The organism is Erwinia phyllosphaerae, assembly GCF_019132875.1.
Classification (GTDB): domain Bacteria; phylum Pseudomonadota; class Gammaproteobacteria; order Enterobacterales; family Enterobacteriaceae; genus Erwinia; species Erwinia phyllosphaerae.
Map to the genome: position 1 here is coordinate 86,407 of NZ_JAHSPF010000009.1, position 16,283 is coordinate 102,689.

Annotated in this window: 20 protein-coding genes and 1 other RNA gene; 8 read left to right on the forward strand and 13 right to left on the reverse strand. The window is 51.7% G+C overall.

All coding sequences use genetic code 11. The annotated features are described in order from the left end of the window. The first annotated feature begins 1 nt into the window (after position 1). The 3 genes from rsmI to KUE00_RS15865 all read left to right on the forward strand — a co-directional run bounded on the left by rsmI (position 2) and on the right by KUE00_RS15865 (position 2,382). Complete coding sequence (rsmI, locus tag KUE00_RS15855) at positions 2 to 859, forward strand: 16S rRNA (cytidine(1402)-2'-O)-methyltransferase (protein WP_246760862.1); 858 nt, start codon at positions 2 to 4, stop codon at positions 857 to 859. 32 nt (positions 860 to 891) lie between these two features. Then, an RNA gene (rnpB, locus tag KUE00_RS15860) (RNase P RNA component class A) lies at positions 892 to 1,269 on the forward strand. Positions 1,270 to 1,527: 258 nt separating this feature from the next. Further along, a complete protein-coding gene (locus KUE00_RS15865) occupies positions 1,528 to 2,382 on the forward strand; it encodes an HNH endonuclease (RefSeq protein WP_246760863.1) in 855 nt (284 codons plus the stop codon). Between the two features lie 333 nt (positions 2,383 to 2,715). Here KUE00_RS15865 and KUE00_RS15870 read toward each other — a convergent pair whose 3' ends face one another. Then, positions 2,716 to 3,063 (reverse strand): hypothetical protein, encoded by a 348-nt coding sequence (locus tag KUE00_RS15870; protein WP_246760864.1) that lies wholly within the window; start codon positions 3,061 to 3,063, stop codon positions 2,716 to 2,718. A 163-nt stretch (positions 3,064 to 3,226) separates the two neighbouring features. Here KUE00_RS15870 and KUE00_RS15875 point away from each other — a divergent pair, with 163 nt between their 5' ends. Beyond that, a complete protein-coding gene (locus KUE00_RS15875) occupies positions 3,227 to 3,454 on the forward strand; it encodes a hypothetical protein (protein ID WP_246760865.1) in 228 nt (75 codons plus the stop codon). Between the two features lie 38 nt (positions 3,455 to 3,492). Here KUE00_RS15875 and KUE00_RS15880 read toward each other — a convergent pair whose 3' ends face one another. Continuing rightward, entirely contained in the window at positions 3,493 to 4,197 is a 705-nt protein-coding gene (locus KUE00_RS15880; RefSeq protein ID WP_246760866.1) for a pirin family protein, read from the reverse strand. Between the two features lie 129 nt (positions 4,198 to 4,326). Here KUE00_RS15880 and KUE00_RS15885 point away from each other — a divergent pair, with 129 nt between their 5' ends. Next, positions 4,327 to 5,238: a LysR family transcriptional regulator gene (locus KUE00_RS15885; protein ID WP_246760867.1), complete on the forward strand. Its 912-nt coding sequence runs from the start codon at positions 4,327 to 4,329 to the stop codon at positions 5,236 to 5,238. 19 nt (positions 5,239 to 5,257) lie between these two features. Here the strand turns inward: KUE00_RS15885 and KUE00_RS15890 are convergent, their stop codons facing one another. After that, complete coding sequence (locus KUE00_RS15890) at positions 5,258 to 6,244, reverse strand: glutathione S-transferase family protein (RefSeq protein ID WP_246760868.1); 987 nt, start codon at positions 6,242 to 6,244, stop codon at positions 5,258 to 5,260. 331 nt (positions 6,245 to 6,575) lie between these two features. Here KUE00_RS15890 and KUE00_RS15895 point away from each other — a divergent pair, with 331 nt between their 5' ends. Continuing rightward, positions 6,576 to 6,872, forward strand: coding sequence for a hypothetical protein (locus KUE00_RS15895; protein WP_246760869.1), 297 nt, complete (start codon positions 6,576 to 6,578; stop codon positions 6,870 to 6,872). A 141-nt stretch (positions 6,873 to 7,013) separates the two neighbouring features. Here KUE00_RS15895 and KUE00_RS15900 read toward each other — a convergent pair whose 3' ends face one another. From KUE00_RS15900 to KUE00_RS15940, 9 genes are all read right to left on the reverse strand, one after another. Beyond that, on the reverse strand, positions 7,014 to 7,406 hold the full coding sequence (locus KUE00_RS15900) for a DoxX family protein (protein ID WP_246760870.1): 393 nt from the start codon (positions 7,404 to 7,406) through the stop codon (positions 7,014 to 7,016). A 203-nt stretch (positions 7,407 to 7,609) separates the two neighbouring features. Then, positions 7,610 to 7,891: a YqjK-like family protein gene (locus KUE00_RS15905; RefSeq protein WP_246760871.1), complete on the reverse strand. Its 282-nt coding sequence runs from the start codon at positions 7,889 to 7,891 to the stop codon at positions 7,610 to 7,612. Next, positions 7,891 to 8,283 (reverse strand): phage holin family protein, encoded by a 393-nt coding sequence (locus KUE00_RS15910; protein WP_246760872.1) that lies wholly within the window; start codon positions 8,281 to 8,283, stop codon positions 7,891 to 7,893. Before KUE00_RS15910 ends, KUE00_RS15905 begins: the two co-directional genes overlap by 1 nt. Before the next feature lie 2 nt (positions 8,284 to 8,285). Continuing rightward, entirely contained in the window at positions 8,286 to 8,591 is a 306-nt protein-coding gene (locus KUE00_RS15915) for an ElaB/YgaM/YqjD family protein (RefSeq protein ID WP_246760873.1), read from the reverse strand. A 43-nt stretch (positions 8,592 to 8,634) separates the two neighbouring features. Next, positions 8,635 to 9,009 (reverse strand): DUF1090 domain-containing protein, encoded by a 375-nt coding sequence (locus tag KUE00_RS15920; protein WP_246760874.1) that lies wholly within the window; start codon positions 9,007 to 9,009, stop codon positions 8,635 to 8,637. A gap of 162 nt (positions 9,010 to 9,171) precedes the next feature. Further along, complete coding sequence (gene mzrA, locus KUE00_RS15925) at positions 9,172 to 9,552, reverse strand: EnvZ/OmpR regulon moderator MzrA (protein WP_246760875.1); 381 nt, start codon at positions 9,550 to 9,552, stop codon at positions 9,172 to 9,174. Beyond that, positions 9,549 to 10,223: a DedA family protein gene (locus tag KUE00_RS15930; RefSeq protein ID WP_246760876.1), complete on the reverse strand. Its 675-nt coding sequence runs from the start codon at positions 10,221 to 10,223 to the stop codon at positions 9,549 to 9,551. The genes mzrA and KUE00_RS15930 overlap by 4 nt, the downstream gene beginning before the upstream one ends. 452 nt (positions 10,224 to 10,675) lie before the next feature. Next, positions 10,676 to 11,914: a serine/threonine transporter SstT gene (gene sstT, locus KUE00_RS15935; RefSeq protein ID WP_246760877.1), complete on the reverse strand. Its 1,239-nt coding sequence runs from the start codon at positions 11,912 to 11,914 to the stop codon at positions 10,676 to 10,678. A 164-nt stretch (positions 11,915 to 12,078) separates the two neighbouring features. Further along, the gene (locus KUE00_RS15940; RefSeq protein WP_246760878.1) at positions 12,079 to 13,050 is read right to left on the reverse strand and encodes a TerC family protein; all 972 of its coding nucleotides are present in this window, start codon (positions 13,048 to 13,050) and stop codon (positions 12,079 to 12,081) included. A gap of 331 nt (positions 13,051 to 13,381) precedes the next feature. On the opposite strand from KUE00_RS15940, the gene KUE00_RS15945 reads away from it, so the two are divergent. Continuing rightward, a complete protein-coding gene (locus KUE00_RS15945) occupies positions 13,382 to 15,073 on the forward strand; it encodes a chloride channel protein (RefSeq protein WP_246760879.1) in 1,692 nt (563 codons plus the stop codon). A gap of 4 nt (positions 15,074 to 15,077) precedes the next feature. On the opposite strand, the gene KUE00_RS15950 is transcribed toward KUE00_RS15945, so the two are convergent. Next, positions 15,078 to 15,575 (reverse strand): M48 metallopeptidase family protein, encoded by a 498-nt coding sequence (locus KUE00_RS15950; protein ID WP_246761021.1) that lies wholly within the window; start codon positions 15,573 to 15,575, stop codon positions 15,078 to 15,080. Between the two features lie 112 nt (positions 15,576 to 15,687). Here KUE00_RS15950 and KUE00_RS15955 point away from each other — a divergent pair, with 112 nt between their 5' ends. Continuing rightward, the gene (locus KUE00_RS15955) at positions 15,688 to 16,200 is read left to right on the forward strand and encodes a thioredoxin family protein (protein WP_246760880.1); all 513 of its coding nucleotides are present in this window, start codon (positions 15,688 to 15,690) and stop codon (positions 16,198 to 16,200) included. The last annotated feature ends 83 nt before the right edge of the window (positions 16,201 to 16,283 follow it).

Consider the following 16,283-nt stretch of genomic DNA (forward strand, 5'->3'; position numbering starts at 1 on the left):
AATGAAACAACGCGAAGAGATTTCGGCCAGCACGCTCTACATCGTTCCTACACCGATTGGCAACCTGGGCGATATCACCCAGCGTGCGCTGGCGGTGCTGTCAGGTGTCGACCTGATCGCAGCGGAAGATACACGTCATACCGGGCTGTTGCTACAACATTTCGCCATCAATGCGCGCCTGTTCGCATTACACGATCACAACGAGCAGCAGAAGGCGGAAACGCTACTGGCAAAGCTACGGGACGGGCAAAGCATAGCGTTGGTTTCCGATGCCGGCACGCCGCTGATCAACGATCCTGGTTACCATCTGGTACGTCTTTGCCGCGAGGCAGGCGTTAACGTCGTGCCGTTGCCCGGTGCCTGCGCGGCCATTACAGCATTAAGCGCCGCGGGTTTGCCGTCCGATCGATTCTGTTACGAAGGGTTTCTGCCTGCTAAAAGCAAAGGCCGCTGCGATACGCTGCGTGCGCTTGAGCAGGAGTCCCGCACCATGATTTTTTATGAGTCGACCCATCGCCTGCTGGAGAGTTTACAGGATATGGTGACAGTTTGGGGAACAGAGCGTTACGTTGTGCTGGCGCGTGAGATTACCAAAACATGGGAATCCATTTATGGTGCACCGGTTGGTGAACTGCTTGCCTGGGTAAAAGAGGATGAAAATCGTCGCAAGGGCGAAATGGTGCTGATTGTAGAAGGCTATCATGCGCAGGAAGACGCTTTACCGCCGGAAGCACTGCGCACGCTGGCGCTGTTACAGAAAGAGCTGCCGTTAAAAAAAGCGGCTGGCCTGACTGCTGAAATCCACGGCGTAAAGAAAAATGCGTTATATAAGTATGCGCTGGAGCAGCAAGAGGGGTGACAAACCGCGCGGAATGCCCTATTATCCGCGCCGAAGCTGACCAGACAGTCGCCGCTTTGTTGCCGTCCTCCTTCGGGGGAGACAGACAGAGGGGAGGAAAGTCCGGGCTCCATAGGGCAGGGTGCCAGGTAACGCCTGGGGGGCGCAAGCCCACGACCAGTGCAACAGAGAGCAAACCGCCGATGGCCCACTTGTGGGATCAGGTAAGGGTGAAAGGGTGCGGTAAGAGCGCACCGCGCGGCTGGCAACAGTTCGCGGCACGGTAAACTCCACCCGGAGCAAGGCCAAATAGGGGTTCACAAGGTACGGCCCGTACTGAACCCGGGTAGGCTGCTTGAGCCAGTGAGCGATTGCTGGCCTAGATGAATGACTGTCCACGACAGAACCCGGCTTACCGGTCAGCTTCAACATTTTCAGTAGAAAACCCGCTTCGGCGGGTTTTTTGCTTTCTGGCACAGGAGAAAGATGACTGTCCACGATGCTTTTCACTGGTGCTGGCTGAAAAAATTGGCAGGTATTGTGAAGAGATGGTCTGACAGTCTTAGTAGCGCCTGCCTAACATGTAGCGTCGACAGCATGAAAAATTACCACTATAGCTAATAATTTTAAGTGCATTAATAAGCCTTATAATTATATGATAAAAATATCATACATCATGGGGCTAGAGCATGTTTTGGGCTGTTTACATATCTGATAAACCTCATTCGAAGGTTAATTTCAAAATTGGAATGAATCAGGGTGTCTGGGGAGTAAAGGAAAAAAAGAAGGGAACGGTTCAGAGTATAAAAAATGGAGATCTGGTTGCCTTTGTTTATTCCATATCTTGGTTAAAAGCTGAAGGGGCACCACCTCCAGGCTTTTCTCGGATAGGGAAAGAACAAATCCATAATTTCCGGGGGTTGGTACAAAAAATCATAATTGGCCACGTTACAAAGGGTTTTTATAGCTCTTCGACCGAAGTATGGCCTGATGATGATTATCCATACCGCTTCGACTTTGAAATTATACAGGATTATGGTGAGAACATCTTTTTTGGTACAGAGTTTTTCAATGAAGCTTTCGTTGAAGCGGTACGTTACTCAGCCTGTACACAAGGTGCTATTACCGGAGCTAATTCGATAGAGCTGCTGGCAGATATTACCTATAATGTCGATGAACCAGCTAATGAAGAATTGTCTTTTGAAGCATCGGGATATGAAGGCAAGCCTATTATGAAATTACATCAAGCCCGAGAACGGGATCCAAAAATTGTTAAGCAAAAAAAAGACCAGGTATTCGCTAAAACTGGCAAACTTGAGTGTGAAATTTGCTTAATGGATTTTGAAAAAATATATGGAAAATTAGGCCGTGGTTTTGCCGAGTGCCATCACAAAAATCCTCTTTCTCTTCGAGAAAAAAGCGAAGAAACTACACTTTGCGATCTTGCAATTGTCTGTTCAAATTGTCATCGAATGCTGCATAGAAAACGCCCATGGTTAACGCTTGATGAATTGAAAAACATTTATGAAAAGCAAAAGTCTTGAAGACCTACGTGAAAATTTAAATTAATGATAATAAATATTCAATAAAAGTATTGTTTGATTCAGCAGGAAAGACTAGTGGGCTTTCACTTTGGGTCGTATAAATAGCAGAAAGGTAGAGTAAAAGTGGTTCAATCGCCGAGGTTTGAAAAAATTCGTACTTTGCATATCAGTTATTCAATTAGACAATTTATATTCCAGAATCTTTGGTTTTCTAAATAATTGCAAAATAATCCCGGGCAAAAAAGTTATTCTCATGAACTTACGTAAAACCCGCTTCGGCGGGTTTTTTGCTTTCTGGCGCAGGGGGAAGATGCTTGTTCACCGTCAGCGGATTTACTGGCACCGGGCCACCATCGCGGAAACGGCTGTGCGAACATCGGCCTCTCTGGCCTGATAAACGTTAACGTGAGACTGCTTATGGGGCGCAGATGAAATCTCAACCCACGCCACATCCTCATTATCGGTATCTTTTAACTTATACCTGCGCGTACCGCCGGGCAGCGGATCGTCCCGCTCCAGGAAAAGATGCTGATGCGAAGCGGCCGAATAAAGACAACCGGCAACTTCATGCGGGCTGCCGTCCAGGTAAAAAGATTTCAGCTCAGGATGCATACCCACTCGTCCCATATCAACACACCCACACAGCAAAAGAAGGGAAAACGCGACAGACAGCTTTTTCATTGATGAAACTCCTTATATACCTGCGACCACGCTACGCCCATCACCGTCAATCCAGGGTTAACGAGCGTCCATATGTTTCCTGCTATAAGAAAAATGTAGCGTCAGACTGCGCTAAGGAAAAATCTTTGCTTAACTGTAAGGCGTAAACAACAGGAGATAGCCGATGAAAAGATCGATACTGGCCGTCAGGTTAGGCCTGACCGAAGAAGAGCTGGATGAAATGGATCTGGATGCGGAAGATTTGGATGAAGGGAAAGTCGACGAAGAAAAGACGACCTTTTACTTCAACGTGCCTGATAACACGCCGCAGCATATTCTGGGTAAAAAAGGCTGGTCGATCGGCGACAGGGTAGAAGTGCCGATCGATCTTTTTAACCTGAACGGAGAATAAGGCGAGCAGTCAGGTCCGTTATACAGAGGCCAGGCAGCCTACTCTGATAAATCAATTACCAGCACGCGAGCAGGCGTCAAAGCTTTAACCGTGACGTTGCTTTCCTCCTGGATAAACGCGCCGTCACCGCAGGCAAGTGCCTGTTCTTCGTGCGAGGGCGCCGTCACCTGCAAACTACCGTGAATTGATTGAAGGTAGGCTCGCGAGCCGTTTAGCGGTAGCGTGTGCGCTTCGCCCGGCTGGAGCTGCAAATGATAAACCCACGCCTGCTGACGCAGCTGCAGGCTTTGTTGCGCACCGTCTGGCGAAGCCAGCAGCGTGCAGCGAGCATTTTGAGGAATGGACAGGCGTTGTATCGCCGCATTTTCTCGCTGCGGGCAGGCGTCCAGCCACAGCTGCATACGCGTCAGCGACTGCTCTTTGCTGATATTGTGTTCGCTATAGCTGTTGCCCGGCTGCGTAGCCAGCAGCAAAGCTTCACCTGCCTGCGCCACCACGTCGTTACCGTCGCTATCGCGGTACTCCGCCTCACCCTGCAAAATCAGGTTAAGAACGTCAACCTTAGGATAGGTTCTGGGTTGAAAGGAAGCCCCTGGTGTCAGCACTTCCTGGTTGAGCACGCGTAAAGAAGCGTAGCCCAGTAATTTTGGATCAAAATAGTGGCCGAAGGAGAAGGTATAACGCGCTTGCAGCCAGCCGTAATCAGCTTTACCACACTGCTGCACGCTACGACTAATAATCATACCTTTCCCCCTTATCGATCGGCATACCGCACCGACCGTTTCTTATGTCGCTATAGTAAGGCGCTGGACGGCAGATTGTTAGCCAGTTAATCTGCTTACCATATTCAAAATTCCTGACAGAGACCCGCTATGGCTAAAGATCGCGCTCTTACGCTGGAAGCGCTACGAGTGATGGACGCTATCGATCGACGCGGCAGTTTTGCTGCGGCGGCAGACGAGCTGGGTCGCGTGCCTTCTGCGCTCAGCTATACGATGCAGAAACTGGAAGAAGAGCTGGACGTCGTCCTGTTTGACCGCTCCGGACACCGCACAAAATTTACCAACGTAGGGCGCATGTTGCTGGAGCGGGGCCGCGTTCTGCTGGAGGCGGCCGACAAACTGACCACGGATGCAGAAGCGCTGGCGCGAGGTTGGGAAACGCATTTGACCATCGTTACCGAAGCGCTGGTGCCCTGCGAATATCTTTTTCCATTAATCGATAAGCTTGCTGAAAAAGCCAATACGCAAATCGCGCTGATAACCGAAGTGCTGGCAGGGGCATGGGAGCGGCTGGAGCAGGGAAGAGCTGATATTGTTATTGCGCCGGATATGCATTTTCGGGCATCTTCGGAAATCAATACCCGCAAGCTTTACAGCATCAGAAGCGTTATCGTCGCCAGTCCCGATCATCCTATCCATCAGGAACCGGAACCGCTTTCCGAAGTATCCCGCGTTAAATACCGTGGTATAGCTGTTGCCGATACGGCCCGCGAGCGGCCAGTGCTGACCGTACAGTTACTGGACAAGCAGCAGCGGCTGACCGTCAGTTCTATAGAAGACAAGCACCGTGCCCTGTTGGCTGGCCTTGGCGTGGCGTCCATGCCTTATCCTTTGGTGGAAAAGGATATAGCCGAGGGGCGACTGCGCGTGGTCAGCCCCGAATACAGCAAAGAAGTGGATATTATCATGGCCTGGCGTCGCGACAGTATGGGCGAGGCCAAAGCCTGGTGTTTAAGAGAAGTTCCTAAGCTGCTGGCAAAGCGTCACGCGGTAATGAAATAGCGAGACGCCCGCTTCCCCGCTAGCGAAATCGCTCGTCGCGCCCGTGCGGCTCGTTCCAGTCAAAAGCCGGACCGGTAGAAATAATGCCGTAAGGGTTAATGGTTTTATGACTGCAATAGTAGTGATGGCGGATGTGGGCCAAATCGACCGTTTCTGCGATGCCGGGCAGCTGGTAAATTTCCCGCAAAAAGCCGCTCAGGTTCAGATAATCACTAATGCGGTGCCTGTCGCATTTAAAATGCGTGACGTAAACCGGATCGAAGCGCACCAGCGTCGTCCACAGGCGTAAATCTGCTTCGGTCAGGCGGTCACCGGTAAGATAGCGGTGCTGTCCCAGCATCTGTTCCAGCCTTGCCAGTGAATGAAACAGCGCGTTGACCGCTTCATCATAGGCCGCCTGCGTCGTGGCGAAACCTGCCTTATAGACGCCATTGTTTACCGTATCGTAAACCCAGCCGTTCACTTCATCGATTTTGCTGCGCAGATCTGCCGGATAGTAGTCGCCCGCGCGCGCGCCAACCGCGTCAAATGCGCTGTTGAACATTCGTAAAATATCGGCCGATTCATTGCTGACAATAGTCTGCTGCTGCTTATCCCATAAAACCGGTACGGTAACGCGCCCCGTATAGTCCTTATCGGCATGGAGATAAAGCTGGTACAGATACTCATTTTGATAAAGGCTGTCGCCCGTCGCGGCTTCAAAATCCTCATCAAACGTCCAGCCGTTCTCCAGCATCAGCGGATGAACAACGGAAACGGAGATCAGCTTTTCCAGCCCTTTTAGCTGGCGCATCAGCAGCGTTCGGTGCGCCCAGGGGCAGGCGAGGGAAACGTAAAGATGATAGCGATCTGCTTCGGCACAAAAGCCCGCGTCTCCCGTTGGGCCAGCCTGGCCATCAACGGTAACCCAGTTACGCCATGCGGATTCAGAACGCTTGAAACGTCCGCCGGTTGACTTAGTGTCATACCAGTTATCGTGCCATACGCCATCAATTAGCTGTCCCATATTCACTCCATAATCTTAGAAAACAGTTTAAAATATAACTTGTTGTCAGGAAAAAGCTCGTTAATTTGCAGGTATTTTTCTTGCCTTAATTTGTGTAAACCAACCGTTCGGTAAATATTTTATATTTTCCAGTGCAGGCCAATAAAACTGTTATTAATATCTAAAACAGGTTTGTAATTGTTATTAAAATTCTCTTCCGCCTGACCTGGTAAATTTTCTTATTGTCTTTTATCGTGGCATGTTATTTAAGATTTGACTTTATTTGCCTTGTGTTATTAGAATCGCTTTGCGTTTTTATCAACGCGGCCTCTTTTTTAACAAGGAGTAAGTTATGCGTGAATTAAATATTCAGGAAGTGGAAGCGGTTTCAGGTGCAGGTTTTTTTGCCGACCTGGGAAAAAGTATCGGCACGGCCATCGGTAATATTGTTGATGCCGGTACCGCTGCTGGTGGCCTGACTACCGATGCCGCCACGCCGGCAGGAAAGCTTGGGTCAGGTATTGGCAGCATCCTTGAACTGGATGTGGTGAATGCTATTTCCAATATCGGTACCGGCATTGTAGGTATTGTTAATTTTGGCATTAGCGCTGTTTCGCAGCTTTTTAATAAAACGCCCGCGTCTTCCTGATTGAGCGGATGCAGGGCATTGTTAATAAAGCGGCTATGCAATTACCTTTTCTAAAATGCGTAATTAATATGGCCGCTGTTATTGATTTTTATGGAAACAGATAATAAAAGCAGGGTTGAAATCCCTGCTTTTTAGATTGCGTTACCAGCTTTTCTTCAGTACGCGGTCGATGCTGTATTTTCCCGGGCCGGTAATAAACAGCAGCAGATAACCACCTGTGATAGTCAGGTTCTTCATAAAGTTAATGGAGTTACCGTCGACGCTAAAGTTGCTGTGAAACACAAACGCGGTGATCAGCGTAAAAATTGCGGTCGAAATAGCCGTAAAGCGCGTCAGAAGGCCAAACAGAATGGCTAAGCCGCCGCCAAACTCCAGTAAAATCGTCAGCGGCAGCAGAAAGCCCGGTACGCCCATCGCTTCCATGTACTGTTGCGTACCCGCATAGCCAGTGATTTTTCCCCAGCCTGCCACAATAAACAGGATCGGCATTAAAATACGCGCGGCCAGAAAGCCAATATCTTCTAATTTTTTCATGTTATTCCCCAGTGAATTTGATGCGAGCAGGAAAGGCCCTGGCCGTATTAAACCCGGTTGTAGCAGGCGATTAGCGCTAACTCCCGGTTGTTGAGGAAGATAATATTCGCGGAGGGGAAAGATTGTAAGCGAGATAAACTGTTAAAGTCTTTCAGAAAAATTGATTATTCAGGTTCGACATAGCCGAACCTGAAAAGAGAGGCTTAGCGGCCGGGCATAAAATTGCGCACCATACGCACGGTGCTCCAGAGGCCAAGGCCTCGTTTAGCCCAGCGCGAAATGCGGCGTGGATGGCGTACGGACCAGATAGCGGCCAGACCGCTGCCAACCGCAATATAGCGCTTGAGGCTAAGCAGCGTTAACCAGCCGCGATCGTAACGGGCAGTACTCTCCAGCCAGAATTTCTTTTCAAGGCTAAGATCCAGCCGCTGCTGCTGAATCTGACGCAGGAGTTCGGCTTTTCGCTCGTCACGCTCGCGACTCATTAATCATTCTCCAGAAGTTTACGGTCGGATTTCAGTTCTTTACGGGTAACGCCCAGAAGCGTAGAACGGCGCGATTTCGCCAGCGTCCACAATCCAAAGATAATGGCCAGCGCAAACAGCACCGCTGTGGTAATGCCTATCGCCATTAAACGATATTGCGCATCCACAGCCCATACAATGAGCACCATCAGGCTCATCAGGCCAAAAGCGGTAAAGAGCATGGTCAGGCCAACCATAATCAACAGCTGAATCAGGTTCGCCTTCTCTTCTTCCAGCTCTACCACCGCCAGCCTGACGCGGGTTTCGACAATCCCGACCAGAGTGGTGACAATGCGCTGCCCGATGTTGATGACCCCTTTGCCTGGGCCCTGGCTTTGCCGGGAATCTGCCATCGTTATCGACGCGTCAGCAGGACGCCCAGTACCACGCCGATGGCGGCACCGATGCCCACGCTGGTCCACGGATTTTCACGTACGTAAACGTCCGCATTGTCGGCCACTTCGCGTGACGTTTTGGCAATACGTTCGCCGGAATCGCCCAGGCGCGCACGCGTGTCTTTCAGCGCGCTCTGCGCTTTGCTGCGCAGCTTATCCAGTTCGTTTTTGGATTTGTCGGTAGTGCTGCTCAGCACTTCTTCCAGCGTATCGGCCAGGGTCCGTAAATCCGCACGTAAATTATCGGAAGTGATATCTTTTGACATAATAAACTCCTTTCTTAGTCAGTAATGAGAATCCGGCCCGGCCTTAATAGGGCGCCGCCTGGACTTCCTTCAGTTCACGTTGTGCTTCTGCCAGTTTTCGCTCGCGCTTAGCAATTTTCTCTTTATCATTGCCGTCCGCCTTTTCCTGACTTAGCTCCTTTTGCCGCTCTTCCACCTTCTGCTGTTGCTCTTTAATCTTTTCCTGATGGCGAGTCTTCAGCTTGTCGTCCGTGCAGCCGGCGCGAGCTTCCGTCAATGCTCGCTCCAGGCCCGTCACGCGGCGTTGATTGTCGTGCTGGCGAGCCAGCTCAATCTCATGCTGAATATCCTGCTCTTTTTGCAGACACAGCGACTCGGCCGCCTGGGCGAAAGTGGTCAGGGATAAAAGACTAATGCCAAGAATGGTGCGGTATCTCATAAAGTGACCTTCCGTTGTTTGGGTCAGGTACAACCCCGTTAATCCTGTAAAGCTTGCTGGTTACCTCTGGCCAGTTAAGCATAGTCAGAAAATACGGAAAGCTCAAAAAGAGAGAAGATTCTTAGGGATAGGCGACCCGAAAAGGGCTTTCGGGCGCGATATTTAGCCGATATTTTGCTTATGCGCGTGAAGGTGGCTTAGCCATGCCGAAGAGTCTGTCCGCTCCGGTTGGGCGATAGAGAAGCCTTCCGGCAGCAGACGGCGCAACATCTTCTCTGCGGCAATACTCTGCTCCTGAGAATCGAATTTGATCACCAGCGTGTCGCGATCGGGCGTGATGCTTTTGATATGAATGCCTTCAGCGTTCAGACGTTGGTAAACGTAGAAGCCGTCTGGCAGCGTGCTGCCCTGTTGAAAAGCCCGTATCTGTATGGCCGTTTCGCTGCGAAACAGGGCTGGCAGAAAGCTGGCTACGGTCAGCGTAAGACAAATCAGCGCCAGCAAGCCGAAAAGACGCCGACGCGTATAAACTTTTTTTATCATGAGTTTCCTTTCCCATTCATCGTGCGTTTCTTTTTCCATAAAACATAGAGTGAGCCAAACAGGCCGATAACCAGCAGCACCAGCGGCAGCAGCGTCAGGCAGAGCATCAGCTGATCTTCATATTTATGGAAGACCGGCGTTTTACCCAGCGCGAAGCCAAGCACGGTAAGGATCAGCACCCACAGCAGGCCGCTTAGCCAGTTAAACAGTTGAAAGCGTGTATTGCTCAGCCCGGAAATACCGGCAATGGTCGGCAGCAGCGTTCTGACAAAGGCAATAAAACGGCCAATTAAAAGGGCTGAAAGGCCGTGCCGGTGAAAAAGGGCATGAGCGCGCTGATGATACTGAGCCGGCAAGTGGGCCAGCCATCGCTGGACGGTAGGCGTATTGCCCAGCCAGCGTCCCTGAATATAGCCCAGCCAGCAGCCCAGGCTGGCGGCGGTAGTGAGAATAAGCAGCGTCAGCGGAAAACTCATCGTGCCTTTGGCAATCAGCACGCCAACCAGAATCAGCAGGCTGTCGCCAGGCAGGAAAGCGGCGGGCAGCAGGCCGTTTTCCAGAAACAGGATCATAAACAGCACCAGATAGATTGCCCAGACCAGAGAAGGGTCGGCCAGCATTGCATAGTCCTGCTGCCAGAGAGCATGGACCAGCGCTTTTAAGATATCCATAACGTGTCCCTGAATCGTATTTTTAGCCCGGCCCCGGCCACACTGCCAGTAAGTATGCGTGCTGAACGGTTTATTAACACGAGCAATTTAAGGCGTTAAGAAAGAATCGCCCCCGGCCTTAAAGCTGAAAATGGATAAACGACCTGTTTAACCTGAAAAAAGTCTAAAGCCAGCGTTAGCGATGTTGTACAGGCGCAGCAGACCGCTGCAAAGAAGTTTTACACAGGCTGACACAATTGCAATTTATTTCACTATAAAGGGCAGTTTCCATGATAAAGAAACGAGTTTATTGCCGTCTGGCATGGGTTTTAATGTCTGGAGGGTATTTTGACAGGAAAGTGACTGACGCCGCGCAAAATAGCGCGGTAAAAAACAGAGGTTAAGTAAAAAAATCGTTTTGAAAAAGTTCTGTAAAAGCGAGCCGCCGCACATAAGCGCGGCGGCCCAACCCGTTAAGCCTGTTGCTCTATACGACGTTCTTCGGCCATACAGGCTGCGGCGGTAAACAGAATATCCGCAGACGAGTTCAGCGCCGTTTCTGCAGAATCCTGCAGTACGCCAATAATAAAGCCAACGGCTACAACCTGCATTGCCACATCGTTAGGAATGCCAAACATGTTACAGGCCACCGGGATCAACAGCAGCGAGCCGCCCGCCACGCCGGAAGCACCACAGGCGCAAACAGAGGCGACCAGGCTCAGCAGAATAGCCGTACCGGTATCAACATGAATGCCCAGGGTGTTAACCGCCGCCAGCGTCAATACGGTAATAGTGATAGAGGCACCGGCCATACTGATATTGGCACCAATGGGAATCGAGACGGAGTAGGTGTCTTCATCCAGATTCAGTTTTTTCGCCAGCGCCATATTCACCGGAATATTCGCCGCCGAACTGCGGGTAAAGAAGGCGGTTACGCCGCTCTCACGCAGGCAGGTAAAGACCAGGGGATAAGGATTGCGACGGATTTTCCAGTAAACCAGAATCGGGTTAACCACCAGCGCCATCAGCAGCATGCAGCCCAGCAGCAGCCCCAGAAGATGCGCATACTGCCACAGCGCGGAAAAGCCCGTTGAGGCCAGAATCGAGGCCACCAGACCAAAAATCCCCACTGGCGCGAAACGAATCACAATGCGTACCAGATACGTGACCGCGTCGGAAGCATCGTTCAGGAAAGCGCGCGTGGTGTCGCTGCTGTGACGGAAGGCAAAACCCAGCCCGATAGCCCATACCAGAATACCGATATAGTTGGCGTGGATCAGCGCATCGATGGGATTGGAAACCATGCTCATCAGCAGACCGTTTAATACGGCCAGAATACCGGAAGGCGGCGTAATCTCATTGTTGGCTGCGGTCAGCGTCAGCGTCTGCGGCAGCAGATGACTGAAAACCACGGCAACCACGGCGGCAAAAAAGGTGCTCAGCAAATAAAGAATAACGATAGGACGGATATTGGTTTTCTGGCCTTGCTTGTGGTTAGCGATAGAAGAGATCACCAGCACCATAACCAGCAGCGGCGCGACGGCCTTCAGCGCGCTAACAAACAGTGAGCCGAGCAGGCTAACGGACAGGGCGCTCTCTTTCGAAAACCAGGCCAGCGCAACGCCAGCCACCAGACCAATCATAATCTGGGTGACCAAACCTGCCTGCATCAAACGTTGCCACAGGCCGGGACGATTCTTTTGAATACTCATATAAAAACCAGCTGTTAAAGTGATGGAATGCGCGTCAGCGTCGTATGCGCTGAATAAGGCGGCATCTTTGTGTTTGCGCAGGCAGTATAAGGAAATGTGCTGACAGGGGAAATGAAAAATGGCCTGGCGGCAGAGCATCGCCGCCAGGCCTGCAGGTAACTGCGTTATTTTCGCAGCATCTTACGATCGTTACGGCGATTGACCCAGACGTTCACCAACAGCGTGACGGCCAGGATCCCACCAACCGTGCCGAGCGAAACGGCAACCGGAATATGGTAAAAATCGACAATCAGCATTTTGACGCCGATAAAGATCAGTACGATAGCCAGGCCATATTTCAGCATCGAGAAACGTTCCGCCACGTTGGCCAGCAGGAAATACATGGCCCGCAGGCCAAGAATGGCGAACAGGTTAGAGGTCAGCACGATAAAAGGATCGGTGGTGACGGCAAAAATCGCGGGAATACTGTCGACGGCAAAAATAACGTCGCTCAGCTCGACCATAATCAGCACCAGCAGCAGCGGCGTGGCGTAAAGCAGACCGCTACGGCGGACAAAAAACTTTTCGCCTTGCAGATCGTCGGTCATGCGCAGATGGCCGCGCAGCCAGCGAACGATTGGTTTATCGCCGACCGCGCCCTCATCGTCTTTGCCCGCCATCGCCATTTTGACGCCGGTGAACAGCAAAAAGGCACCAAACAGATACAGGATCCAGCTGAATTCAGTAACCAGCCAGCTTCCCGCGAAAATCATCAGGGTGCGCAGTACAATCGCGCCAAGCACGCCGTAAATAAGCACGCGCCGCTGCAACGCGGCTGGCACAGAGAAGTAGCTGAACAGCATCAGCCAGACGAAAACGTTATCTACCGCCAGCGCTTTCTCCAGCACGTAGCCGGTAAGGAAGGCGAGCGTCTGGCTATGGGCGATTTGCGGGCCGACAGCGCCTTTTAAGTACCACCACAGCCCGGCCGCAAACAGCAGCGAAAGAGAAATCCACACCAGCGACCAGACGGCGGCCTGCTTAAGCGACATGGTTTGTGCGCCGCGTCGTCCCTGTAACAGCAGGTCGACTGCCAGCATAATCAGCACTATGACAGCAAAGCTGCCCCAGAGTAACGGCGTGCCTACAGTATTCATCACGTTGTCCTGTACAAAATAAAATGGCTGACGTCAGAAGACGCCAGCCACACTATTTTGATCGTGTGCAAACCTCGCCTTCCGGCAAGGTCTCACTTACAGTCAGAACGCTGACTGCCCGGTAACCGGATGCTTGCGCATCGTAATGACGATTATCCGACGAAGAAGTTACTCCCCTTTGCTGTACTGAAGATAGAGAGGAGTACGACAGCGGTCAATTCTTTTCAGACATATTTAGAAATATTTACACGGCGTCTGCCTGCCTGTTTGATTTTTAACGTATCCTCTTTCACGATAAACATAAAGAAGCGTAAAAAGGCAAAACAACACTATGTCCTCAGGCAGTAAACACGCACTTAACTGGACCAGCCTGCTGGTCGCCATTCCTGTCGGGCTGGTGGCTTCGCTGGTGACGCTGGCTTTCCGATTGCTGATTGAACATCTTAATTTATTGTTTTTTGGCAGCCGCCAGGATGTCACGCAGGCTATTCACGCCTGGCCGTGGTACAGCTGGCCCCTGATCGTCGGCGCTGGCGGCCTGCTGGCCGGTTTTTTCCTGCGTTACGCCACCGCAATTGAACAGAAAGAGACGGTGCGCACCGACTACCTGGAAGTGATCAACGCCCGGCTGGATGCGGTACCTACCAAAACCTCGCTGTTTCGCGCTCTCTCTTCCATCGCCAGCATCAGCAGCGGGGCCTCTATTGGTAAAGAGGGGCCGATGGTGCAGCTTTCCGCGCTGGTCGGCAGCCTGATGGGACGCTTCTGGTTTAAAAAGCTACCGCTGAAAAATACCGACGTAGTCGCGATGGCCGCCGCCGCTGGGCTTTCTTCGGTTTACCATGCGCCGCTCGCCTCCGCGATTTTTGTCGCCGAAATCGCTTTTGGCATCTCTGCCTTACAGCGACTGATCCCGCTGATTATCGCCGCAGGCATGGCCGTGTTAACCATGTCGACGCTGGGCTACCGTTCCGCTATCTATCCTTTTTCCCATGCGCAGTTTGCGCTGACGCCGCAGAATATGCTGCTGGCGGTGGTCATCGGTTTACTGGCTGGTCTGGCGGGCTGGGCCTTAATCTGGCTGATAGCCCAAAGCCGCAGGCGGTTTAGCCGCATAAAAAGTTTACCGTTGCGGCTGGGCACCGGCGGCCTGCTGGTTGGTATTCTGGCTATCGGCAGTACTAACGTGCTGGGCAACGGTTATGAAGTGATTGTGGAAATCATGGCCGGCCGCTTCCTGCTGGCAGGGCTGGTTATTCTGCTGGTGCTAAAAATGTTGGCGACGGCTGTTTCCGTCGGGTCGAATGCGGTCGGCGGTCTGTTTACGCCTTCCCTGCTGATTGGCGCGGTACTGGGCGTGATAGTCGCCAGCCTGGCCGCGCTGGCCGGATTTCCGGTCGATAACCCGATAATCTTTGCTGCCGTCGGCATGGGCGCGGTACTGGCTTCGGTCAGCCAGGCGCCGTTAATGGCCATGCTGATGGTGCTGGAAATGACGCTGAACAGCAGCCTGCTTTTTCCGACAATGATCGCCTGCGCGCTGGCGTTTATGGTGGTTTATCAGCTGCAATCCAACAGTACTTACCCGGTTATTAAAAACCACTTCAGCCGTTCAGACGCCAAATTCGATTTTGATAACGGCATTATTTCGCAGTTTATCGTTTCCGGCGCGGCGCTCCAGCCGGATGATTCGGTGGGAAAAGCGCTGGCGGTTAGTTCATTAAAGCGCGAACGCTTTGTCTATGTGATTAACGAAACCGGGCAGTTTTTGGGCGCGGTCTCCATCCACGACATCTCACGTAAAGTGCTGGATAAAGAGATCACGCTGAACTCGCCGGTAAGCTGCGTCACCGACGCTTCCTTTCCTTACGTTTTTGAAAATCAAACTATTACTGAAGGCTGGGAAGCGTTCGCCCGAATTACGCTGGAGCGCTTGCCGGTGCTGAACAATCCTGTTGAACGCCGGTTTCTCGGCGCATTGACGAAAACCAGCCTGATTCAGAAAGCGAAGGATTTTCTCTGACGGCTTACTGCTGGCGCTGGTCTCGCCAGTTCAGCCAGACGCGCATATCAAACTCCAGCTGGTGATAGTCCGGCTCCATATGGCAGCACAGCTGGTAGAACGCTTTGTTATGATCTTTCTCTTTCAGATGGGCCAACTCGTGAACCACGATCATCCGCAGGAAATCTTCCGGCCCGTCGCGAAACAGCGTGGCAATGCGGATTTCGTTGTTGGCCTTCAGCTTGCCACCCTGCACGCGTGAAATAAACGTATTGGTGCCGAGCGTGCCTTTAATCGGGTTCTGTTTATTATCGAACTGCACCTTTGACAGGGCGGACGCATTCTTCAGATAGCGCTGCTTCAGCTCGCCCACAAACTGGTACAGCGACTTATCGCTTTGAATCGCATGGCCATCCGGGTATTTCTTTTCCAGCCACAGGCCCAGCTTGCCTTGTTTAAACAGCGTTTCTACCTGGGTGATAATCGTGGCGGGATAGCCATCAAGATAACGTAATTGCGTCATAAAATCGGGAAACTCGTAAATAAGTGCCATGATACCATTTTCGCCACCGGCAATTGCCAGTATCGACGGCTTTTCGCATACTGTCATTTCTGGAAATTATGGGGAAGTTATCATGATTGATTACCGAGAGCTATTTAGCGCGGGTGCGGGTTTCGAGGCGTTTGCCAGAACCGGGCTGGCGGGCGAAGTGGCTGCTGTCAAAGCCGCGCGGGCAAAGCTGGCGGCTGAGGTTACGGATGAGCTGAAAGAGCGAGTGAAGCAGATACAGGGTGAATATTACCTGCTGACGGCTGCCGAACTGTGGTGTCCCGACTGCCAGCGCAACGTGACCGCCATGCAGTTTATCAGCGAGCTGCAGCCGACGGTTTCGCAGGCAATCATCAGTAAAAGCCGTGCTGAACGCAGCCTGCTGCCGGCGCTGGCGCTGGATAAAGTGCGGATTCCCTTTACCGTCGTGCTTAACGGCAGGTTCGAGCAGATCGGCACCTTTGTAGAAAGACCGCAAAAAGTCGTTAATGGCGGTGAGGCGGAACTGCAGGCGTATCGCGAAGGCGAGCTGCTGCAAGAAACCGTGGAAGATATTCTGGCAATTATTGAGAAAAACCGCGCTGAATCAGAGGGATGACGACAGCCAGTTTACCCGGGAAAAGCGCGTGTTGATTCCAGAGCTGGCGATGGCGGGTTGCGTCAGACATGCGGGGTATTTTG

Bases quoted from the DNA above. Each gene is read 5' to 3' on its own strand.
- KUE00_RS15875 (WP_246760865.1), top strand. From the start codon at position 3,227: ATGAAAAGATCGATACTGGCCGTCAGGTTAGGCCTGACCGAAGAAGAG.
- KUE00_RS15905 (WP_246760871.1), bottom strand. From the start codon at position 7,891: ATGAGTCGCGAGCGTGACGAGCGAAAAGCCGAACTCCTGCGTCAGATT.
- KUE00_RS15900 (WP_246760870.1), bottom strand. From the start codon at position 7,406: ATGAAAAAATTAGAAGATATTGGCTTTCTGGCCGCGCGTATTTTAATG.
- KUE00_RS15915 (WP_246760873.1), bottom strand. From the start codon at position 8,591: ATGTCAAAAGATATCACTTCCGATAATTTACGTGCGGATTTACGGACC.
- mzrA (WP_246760875.1), bottom strand. From the start codon at position 9,552: ATGATAAAAAAAGTTTATACGCGTCGGCGTCTTTTCGGCTTGCTGGCG.
- KUE00_RS15890 (WP_246760868.1), bottom strand. From the start codon at position 6,244: ATGGGACAGCTAATTGATGGCGTATGGCACGATAACTGGTATGACACT.
- KUE00_RS15955 (WP_246760880.1), top strand. From the start codon at position 15,688: ATGATTGATTACCGAGAGCTATTTAGCGCGGGTGCGGGTTTCGAGGCG.
- KUE00_RS15870 (WP_246760864.1), bottom strand. From the start codon at position 3,063: ATGAAAAAGCTGTCTGTCGCGTTTTCCCTTCTTTTGCTGTGTGGGTGT.
- KUE00_RS15865 (WP_246760863.1), top strand. From the start codon at position 1,528: ATGTTTTGGGCTGTTTACATATCTGATAAACCTCATTCGAAGGTTAAT.
- KUE00_RS15895 (WP_246760869.1), top strand. From the start codon at position 6,576: ATGCGTGAATTAAATATTCAGGAAGTGGAAGCGGTTTCAGGTGCAGGT.
- sstT (WP_246760877.1), bottom strand. From the start codon at position 11,914: ATGAGTATTCAAAAGAATCGTCCCGGCCTGTGGCAACGTTTGATGCAG.
- KUE00_RS15910 (WP_246760872.1), bottom strand. From the start codon at position 8,283: ATGGCAGATTCCCGGCAAAGCCAGGGCCCAGGCAAAGGGGTCATCAAC.
- KUE00_RS15880 (WP_246760866.1), bottom strand. From the start codon at position 4,197: ATGATTATTAGTCGTAGCGTGCAGCAGTGTGGTAAAGCTGATTACGGC.
- KUE00_RS15950 (WP_246761021.1), bottom strand. From the start codon at position 15,575: ATGACGCAATTACGTTATCTTGATGGCTATCCCGCCACGATTATCACC.
- KUE00_RS15930 (WP_246760876.1), bottom strand. From the start codon at position 10,223: ATGGATATCTTAAAAGCGCTGGTCCATGCTCTCTGGCAGCAGGACTAT.
- KUE00_RS15885 (WP_246760867.1), top strand. From the start codon at position 4,327: ATGGCTAAAGATCGCGCTCTTACGCTGGAAGCGCTACGAGTGATGGAC.
- KUE00_RS15920 (WP_246760874.1), bottom strand. From the start codon at position 9,009: ATGAGATACCGCACCATTCTTGGCATTAGTCTTTTATCCCTGACCACT.
- KUE00_RS15945 (WP_246760879.1), top strand. From the start codon at position 13,382: ATGTCCTCAGGCAGTAAACACGCACTTAACTGGACCAGCCTGCTGGTC.
- KUE00_RS15940 (WP_246760878.1), bottom strand. From the start codon at position 13,050: ATGAATACTGTAGGCACGCCGTTACTCTGGGGCAGCTTTGCTGTCATA.
- rsmI (WP_246760862.1), top strand. From the start codon at position 2: ATGAAACAACGCGAAGAGATTTCGGCCAGCACGCTCTACATCGTTCCT.